General features: G+C 73.5%; 5 protein-coding genes and 1 pseudogene. 5 read left to right on the top strand and 1 reads right to left on the bottom strand.

Annotation, left to right across the window (positions count from 1 at the left end; genetic code table 11):
- Window positions 1-159: 159 nt before the first annotated feature.
- Window positions 160-1,170: a Gfo/Idh/MocA family oxidoreductase gene (locus tag ACZ7MG_RS24710; RefSeq protein ID WP_471383543.1), complete on the bottom strand. Its 1,011-nt coding sequence runs from the start codon at window positions 1,168-1,170 to the stop codon at window positions 160-162.
- A gap of 129 nt (window positions 1,171-1,299) precedes the next feature.
- Here ACZ7MG_RS24710 and ACZ7MG_RS24705 point away from each other — a divergent pair, with 129 nt between their 5' ends.
- The 5 genes and pseudogenes from ACZ7MG_RS24705 to ACZ7MG_RS24685 form a co-directional block, all read left to right on the top strand.
- A complete protein-coding gene (locus ACZ7MG_RS24705; protein ID WP_471384024.1) occupies window positions 1,300-2,037 on the top strand; it encodes a GntR family transcriptional regulator in 738 nt (245 codons plus the stop codon).
- A 156-nt stretch (window positions 2,038-2,193) separates the two neighbouring features.
- On the top strand, window positions 2,194-3,339 hold the full coding sequence (locus ACZ7MG_RS24700; protein WP_033529888.1) for an ROK family glucokinase: 1,146 nt from the start codon (window positions 2,194-2,196) through the stop codon (window positions 3,337-3,339).
- Entirely contained in the window at window positions 3,336-3,917 is a 582-nt protein-coding gene (locus ACZ7MG_RS24695) for a sugar kinase (RefSeq protein WP_471383540.1), read from the top strand. The genes ACZ7MG_RS24700 and ACZ7MG_RS24695 overlap by 4 nt, the downstream gene beginning before the upstream one ends.
- 148 nt (window positions 3,918-4,065) lie before the next feature.
- A complete protein-coding gene (locus ACZ7MG_RS24690; RefSeq protein ID WP_471383537.1) occupies window positions 4,066-6,978 on the top strand; it encodes a DEAD/DEAH box helicase in 2,913 nt (970 codons plus the stop codon).
- Window positions 6,975-7,782 (top strand): annotated as a pseudogene (locus tag ACZ7MG_RS24685) (hypothetical protein); the annotation flags it as partial. The gene ACZ7MG_RS24690 and the pseudogene ACZ7MG_RS24685, both read left to right, overlap by 4 nt.

The following is a 7,782-nucleotide window of genomic DNA, read 5'->3' as shown; positions in this document are numbered from 1 at the left end:
GCCCCTGAAGAGCCGGGGCTGCGCCCCGTGCTCTTCGGGCCGAAAAAGCAGGGGCGCAGCCCCGCTTTTTCAGGGGCGCGGGGAACTGCGCGAGAAGCCCCCACCCACCCGCACCCGCGACACGATCCGAGCCCTCCCTCCCGGGGCGGCGGACCGCCGTTACTCCCTGCCTCCCACGATCTCCCCCAGATTCACCGGCCGGTGCTCCGCCCGCGACAGCTCACACGCCTCGGCCACCCGCAGCGCCTGCAACGCCTCCCGCCCGTCGCACGGATTCGCCCGCTCCCCCCGCACCACTTCCACGAACGCGGCGATCTCGGCCTCGTACGCGGACGCGAACCGCTCCAGGAACCCGGTCCACGGCTTGTCCGCGGGCGGCGGCCCACTCGGCTCCGTGGACGCCACCGGCGTACGGTCGTCCAGCCCGACGACCACCGTGTCCAGCTCCCCGGCCAGCTCCAGCCGCACGTCGTACCCGGCCCCGTTCACCCGCGCCGCCGAGGCCGTGACCAGCGTGCCGTCCTCCAGCGTGAGCACCGCGGCGGCCGTGTCGAGATCGTGCGCCTCCCGGAACATCGGATGCCCGACGTCCGACCCGGTCGCGTACACCGTGGCGACCTCGCGCCCGGTCACCCAGCGCACGATGTCGAAGTCGTGGATCAGACAGTCCCGGTAGATCCCGCCGGACACCGGCAGATACGCCGCGGGCGGCGGCGTCTGATCCGCCGTCAGCGCCCGTACGGTGTGCAGCCGCCCGAGCCTGCCCGCGCGCACCGCCTCCCGCGCGGTGACATAGCCGGAGTCGAAACGCCGCTGGAAACCCATCTGCAGCACCGTCCCGGCGGCGTCGACCTCGGTCAGCGCCGCTAACGTGCCCGGCAGGTCCACGGCGATGGGTTTCTCACAGAAGACGGGCAGCCCCGAGCGTGCTGCCCGACCGATCAGTTCGCCGTGGGCCGACGTCGCGGCCGTTATCACCACGGCGTCCACACCCCAGGTGAAGATCTCGTCCACCCCCGGCGCCACCGTCTCACCGAGGCGGTCCGCGAGGTCATGAGCCCGAGTCGTATCGACGTCCGTGATGATCAGAGAGCCGACATCACGGTGGCGGCTGAGGGTGGTCGCGTGAAACGTCCCGATGCGACCCGCCCCGATGAGTCCGATGCGCATGGGAAACAAAGTGGGGTCGTACCCGCCGCTGTGTCAATGCTTTGTCCGGACAACCGAACTACGGAACTTCCCGTCACCAAATCCCGGGGCTACGCTCGGCCCGTGCCGAAACCAGAAGAGGCTCCGACCGTGTCGCTCCAGCTCAGCGTCGACCGCAGCAGTCCGGTCCCGCTCTACTTCCAGCTGTCCCAGCAGCTGGAGGCGGCGATCGAGCACGGAGAGCTGACCCCGGGCAGTCTGCTGGGCAACGAGATCGAGCTGGCCGCACGCCTGGGCCTGTCCCGCCCGACCGTCCGCCAGGCCATCCAGTCCCTCGTCGACAAGGGCCTGCTCGTACGCCGCCGGGGCGTGGGCACCCAGGTCGTCCACAGCCAGGTCAAACGCCCTCTGGAACTGAGCAGCCTCTACGACGACCTGGAGGCCGCGGGCCAGCGCCCGGCCACCCGTGTCCTGGCCAACACCACCGTCGCGGCCTCCGCCGAGGTCGCCGCCGCCCTGGCCGTCGCGGAGGGCGGCGAAGTCCACCGCATCGAGCGACTCCGTCTGGCCCACGGCGAGCCCATGGCCTACCTCTGCAACTACCTCCCCACCGACCTCCTCGACCTCGACTCCCCCCAACTGGAGGCCACCGGCCTCTACCGCCTCATGCGCGCCGCCGGCATCACCCTCCACAGCGCCCGCCAGACCATCGGCGCCAGATCCGCCACCCCCGAGGAGGCCGACCGCCTCGGCGAGCCCGAACACGCCCCCCTCCTCACCATGCAGCGCACCACCTTCGACGACACGGGCCGAGCAGTCGAATACGGCACCCACATCTACCGAGCCTCCCGCTATTCGTTCGACTTCCAGCTCCTGGTGAGGTCATAGCGGGCCACTTCTGAAAAAGCAGGGGCGCAGCCCCGCTTTTTGAGGGGCGCGGGGAACTGCGCGAGAAGCCCCACCGGACCCGCACCCGCAAAACAACCCATGCCACCCCCCGCCCCCACGCCGCACCAGGCGGAGCGCTAAGGCAGAATCGGCCCGATGAGCACTTACCGCGACTTCACCCACCGCGGCTCCGCGCGGGCCACCGTCCTGCGGACCGTGGGAACGCGCGAGCGCCGCTCCCACCTGACGGCCCCCCGCGTCCCCACCGTCGGCATCGACATCGGCGGCACGAAGGTGATGGCGGGCGTCGTGGACGCCGACGGCAACATCCTGGAGAAGCTCCGCACGGAGACCCCGGACAAGTCCAAGAGCCCCCAGGTCGTCGAGGACACCATCACGGAACTGGTCCTGGACCTCTCCGACCGGCACGACGTACACGCCGTCGGCATCGGCGCCGCCGGCTGGGTGGACGCGGAGCGCAACCGCGTGCTGTTCGCCCCCCACCTGTCCTGGCGCAACGAGCCGCTGCGCGACCGCCTCGCCGGCCGCCTGGCCGTGCCGGTCCTGGTCGACAACGACGCCAACGCCGCCGCCTGGGCCGAGTGGCGCTTCGGCGCCGGCCGCGACGAGGACCACCTGGTCATGATCACGCTCGGCACCGGCATCGGCGGCGCGATCCTGGAGGACGGCCAGGTCAAGCGCGGCAAGTTCGGCGTCGCCGGCGAGTTCGGCCATATGCAGGTCGTGCCCGGCGGCCACCGCTGCCCGTGCGGCAACCGGGGCTGCTGGGAGCAGTACAGCTCGGGGAACGCCCTGGTCAGAGAGGCCCGTGAGCTGGCCGCGGCCGACTCCCCGGTGGCGTACGGGATCATCGAGCACGTCAAGGGGAACATCGCCGACATCACCGGGCCGATGATCACCGAGCTGGCCCGCGAGGGCGACGCGATGTGCATCGAGCTGCTCCAGGACATCGGCCAGTGGCTCGGCGTCGGCATCGCCAACCTGGCCGCCGCCCTCGACCCGTCCTGCTTCGTCATCGGCGGCGGTGTCTCGGCCGCCGACGACCTGCTGATCGGCCCCGCCCGGGACGCCTTCCGCCGCCACCTCACCGGCCGCGGCTACCGCCCCGAGGCCCGTATCGCGCGCGCCCAGCTGGGGCCCGAGGCCGGCATGGTGGGCGCCGCCGACCTCGCCCGGCTCGTGGCCCGCCGCTTCCGCCGCGCCAACCGGCGCAGAGTCGAGCGGTACGAGCGCTACGCGCGGTACGTGGAGGCCCGCCGCACCACCCAGGACACCGCATGACCGCCTCGGTACCGCACCAGGGCTCCTCTCCGGAGGAGCCGGAGCGGCCGGAGGAGGACCGCCGTCACAAGATCCGCCGCCGGGCGATCACCCTGTCGATCATCGTGCTGCTCATCGGCGTACCCGCCGGCTATCTGGTGATCTCCGCCAACCAGAGCCGCGACAGCGGCAAGGACAAGGAGGAGAAGTACTCGGCGACCGGCCTCACCGCCCACTGGCCCTCCCGGGTCCAGCAGCGCCTCTACCAGGTGCCGATCCCGCCGTACTCCAAGCACGTCGCGTACTACGAGACGAACAACTGGAAGACCAGCCGTCTCTACGTGCAGTTCTATACGAGCAACGAGGGCCTGGAGAGCTTCCTCAACCAGATCGGCGCCGGCACGGACGATCTGAAGCAGGACAAGATGGCCATCAACGCCCGCGACCGGGGGATCGTGGGCTGGGACTTCACCGGCTCCGGCCCCTGGTACGGCCTCGTCAGCGACCAGAAGAACCCCGCCCCCACCCACGACATCGTGGTGAACCGGACCAACCCGGACCATCCGATGGTGTACGTGGTGTCACGAACCGTGCCCTGACCAGCGGATACGCCGTTTCGCGCGGGCTCTGGCCCGCTCCTCGGGACCCATTGTCAGACCCCGCCCGTAGAGTCGGAGGCAGCTGATCGAATCGACGGGCGTCGAGGGGCGCCGCCGGGCGTCCATGGGCGGGGAGGTGACCGGACATATGCGGGACATGGCTGTTCCCGAGGCCGACACGGCCGTACCCGCGCGGGCGTCCGTCCCCGCTAGGACGGCCGAGCCGGTCTCGACGGCCGCCGCCGCGCGGGCGTCCGTCCCCGTCCGGCTGGCCGCCGTCTTCCTCCCGGCCCCGCTGCCCCGGCACGGCCGGTTCGCGTTCTGGGACCCGGCGGGCGACGCCCCGCCGCCGGGCGACACCGAGGACCTCACGGTCGTACGACCGCACGGCAGCGGCGCCCGCCGAGGCACCGTCCCCGCCCTGTGCCTCACGGTCGGCGAGGCCCTGCCCCTGCTCACCCGCGCCCGGCGCGACCCCGCCGCCCACCCCGCCACGGCCTGCTGGGGCGCCGCCGCACTGCACGCGCTGCGTCTGACCGCCCGGGGGAGACTGCTGCCGGGGCTGACCGCCGAGGGGTACGACGCCTGGCGGGCCGGACCGCTCGACCCGGACGACATCGCGCACCTCAGGGCCGTCGCCGCCGCCCTGCCGTACGAGGGCCACGCCGTGCCGTTGCCCGGCAAGGGGCCGCTCAGGCTGCCCGAGCCGGAGTCGCTGATGCGGTCCTTCCTGGACGCCGTCGCCGACACCCTGCCACGCGGCCCGGCGGCGCCGTACGTCTCCGGGAAACCGTTCGCCGCGCACACCGGACAGCGGCTCCCGCAGGCCCGCGACTGGGCGGCCGAGGTCGCCGCCGGCATGGACGCGGGCGTCCGGATCTCCCTGCGTCTGGACCTGTCGGCGTACGACCTCTTCGACGACAGCGAAGGCGCCCCGCGCGCGGGCGCGGCCGTCGTCCAGGTGCACAGCCTCGCCGACCCCACCCTCGTCGCCGACGCGTCGGCGCTGTGGGCCGGGGACGCGGACGCGGCGTTCGGGCCCCGCGCCCGCGTGGACGCCGCCCTCGCCGTACGCCGTGCGGCCCGTGTCTGGCCGCCCCTGGAGCGGCTCTCCGAGCAGGACGTCCCCGATGTCCTCGCCCTCACCGAGGACGAGCTGTCCGATCTGCTGGGCGTCGCCGCGACCCGCCTCGGCGCGGCGGGGGTCGCGGTCCACTGGCCCCGGGACCTCGCCCACGACCTCGCCGCGCGCGCCGAGGTGCGCCCCGCGCCCGGCTCCGCCACGGACGGCACCGGCTTCTTCGAGAGCGAGGAACTGCTGCGCTTCCGCTGGCAGTTGGCGCTCGGCGGCGACCCGCTCACCGAGGCCGAGATGGACACCCTCGCCGAGGCCCACCGCCCCGTCGTCCGTCTGCGTGACCAGTGGGTCCTGGTCGACCCGGCCCTCGTCCGCAAGGCCCGCAAACGCGAACTGGGCCTGCTGGACCCCGTGGACGCCCTCTCCGTGGCCCTCACCGGCACCGCCGAGGTCGACGGCGAGACGGTGGAGGCGGTACCGGTGGGCGCGCTGGCGACCCTCCGCGACCGTCTGACGGCGGGCATCGGCACCGTGGACCCGCCTCCCGGCCTCGCCGCCACCCTCCGCGACTACCAACTCCGGGGCCTGGCCTGGCTGGACCTCATGACCTCCCTCGGCCTCGGCGGCTGCCTCGCCGACGACATGGGCCTCGGCAAGACGATCACCGTCATCGCCCTGCATCTGCGCCGCGCCCGCCCCGCACCCACCCTCGTCGTCTGCCCCGCCTCCCTGCTGGGCAACTGGCAGCGCGAGATCACCCGCTTCGCCCCCGGCGTACCCGTGCGCCGCTTCCACGGCCCCGACCGCACCCTGGACGGCCTCCAGGGTGCCGAGGGCGGCGGCTTCGTCCTCACCACCTACGGCACCATGCGCTCGACCGCCGCCCACCTCGCCGAGCAGGACTGGGGCATGGTCGTCGCCGACGAGGCCCAGCACGTCAAGAACCCCTACTCGGCGACGGCGAAGGCCCTGCGCACCATCCCGACCCCGGCGCGCGTGGCCCTCACCGGCACCCCGGTCGAGAACAACCTCTCCGAGCTGTGGGCCCTCCTCGACTGGACCACCCCTGGGCTCCTCGGCCCCCTGAAGTCCTTCCGCGCCCGGCACGCCCGCGCCGTGGAGAACGGCGAGAACCCCGGCCACGACGAGGCCGTCACCCGCCTCGCCCGCCTGGTCCGCCCCTTCCTCCTGCGCCGCAAGAAGTCCGACCCGGGCATCGTCCCCGAACTCCCGCCCAAGACCGAGACCGACCACCCCGTCCCCCTCACCCGCGAACAGGCCGCCCTGTACGAGGCCGTGGTCCGCGAGTCGCTGCTCGCCATCGAGACGGCCGAGGGCATCGCCCGCCGGGGCCTCGTCCTGAAGCTCCTGGGCGCCCTCAAGCAGATCTGCGACCACCCGGCGCTGTATCTGAAGGAGGAGCCGGGCACCGCCGGCGGCGACCGGTTCGCGGCCCGCTCCGGCAAACTGGCCCTGCTGGACGAGCTGTTGGACACGCTCCTCTCCGAGGACGGCTCGGCGCTGGTCTTCACCCAGTACGTCGGCATGGCCCGGCTGATCACCGCGCACCTCGCCGCCCGCGCGGTCCCGGTCGAACTGCTGCACGGCGGTACGCCCGTCAAGGACCGCGAGCACATGGTGGACCGCTTCCAGAGCGGGGCGACCCCGGTCCTCGTCCTGTCCCTGAAGGCGGCGGGCACCGGCCTCAACCTCACCCGCGCGGGCCATGTCGTCCACTTCGACCGCTGGTGGAACCCGGCCGTCGAGGAACAGGCCACCGACCGCGCCTACCGCATCGGCCAGACCCAGCCCGTCCAGGTCCACCGCCTCATCACCGAGGGCACCATCGAGGACCGCATCGCCGAGATGCTGGAAGCCAAGCGCGCCCTCTCCGAAGCCATCCTCGGCTCCGGCGAAACAGCCCTCACCGAACTCACCGACCGCGAACTGACCGACCTGGTCTCCCTACGGAGGCCGACATGACCGAGGCAGCGGACACACCGGACGCCGCACGACGGCACGGGCAGGAGGGCGAGCTTGCCGGGGGTGAGGCCGCGGCGGCGGAGGCTTTGGCTGAGTCGAGGGGGAGGGACGAGCTGGGGGTTGCCGACGACGGGGCCGGGAACGCGGGCAGGGGTGGGAGTGCCGACGGGGCCGGGAGCGTGGACAAGGTCGGGAGGGCGGACGGGGCCGGGAGCGCGGACCGTTCAGGGAGTGCGGACATGCGGGGGAGTGTGGGCGGGGCGGATTCCGGGGCCGGGGCCCGGCCCGCCGACATCGCGCGGCGGGCGTTGCGGGCGGCGCGGGAACGGGACCGGTACGGGGCCGAGGCCGCCGCTGAGCACCAGGGTTCGCGTGGCGCGCCGGGGGTCGGGGAGGCGCAGCCGGACGACGCGTCCGGGGCGCGGACAGCCCCCCAGCCCGCCGCCAGGCCGGGTGACGTGGCGCGGGAGGCGCTGCGGAGGGCCGGGGACCGCCCCTCCGCCGAGCCCGGTGACGCCCGGCCCGATGACCTGCCCACCCCCGACACCGCTGTCTCCCCCGGCGCGGCAACCAAGCCCACCACCCGCCCCGGCGACATCGCCCGCCAGGCCCTGCGGGCCGCACGCGAGGCCGCCGGGCGGGCCCGAGCCGAGGCGGAGACCCCCCGTACCGAGGCGGAGACCCCCCGTACCGAGGCTGGGGGCACCGGTGCCGAGGCGGCGGGCAAGCGAGACCGGACTGCGCGGCGGACGACGGAGGGAGGCGGCCCGGCTTTGGGACGGGAGCCGGTGACGGGGCAGGGGC

The organism is Streptomyces sp. NPDC107538, from assembly GCF_055657445.1.
This window is presented reverse-complemented; position numbering and strand designations above follow the sequence as displayed.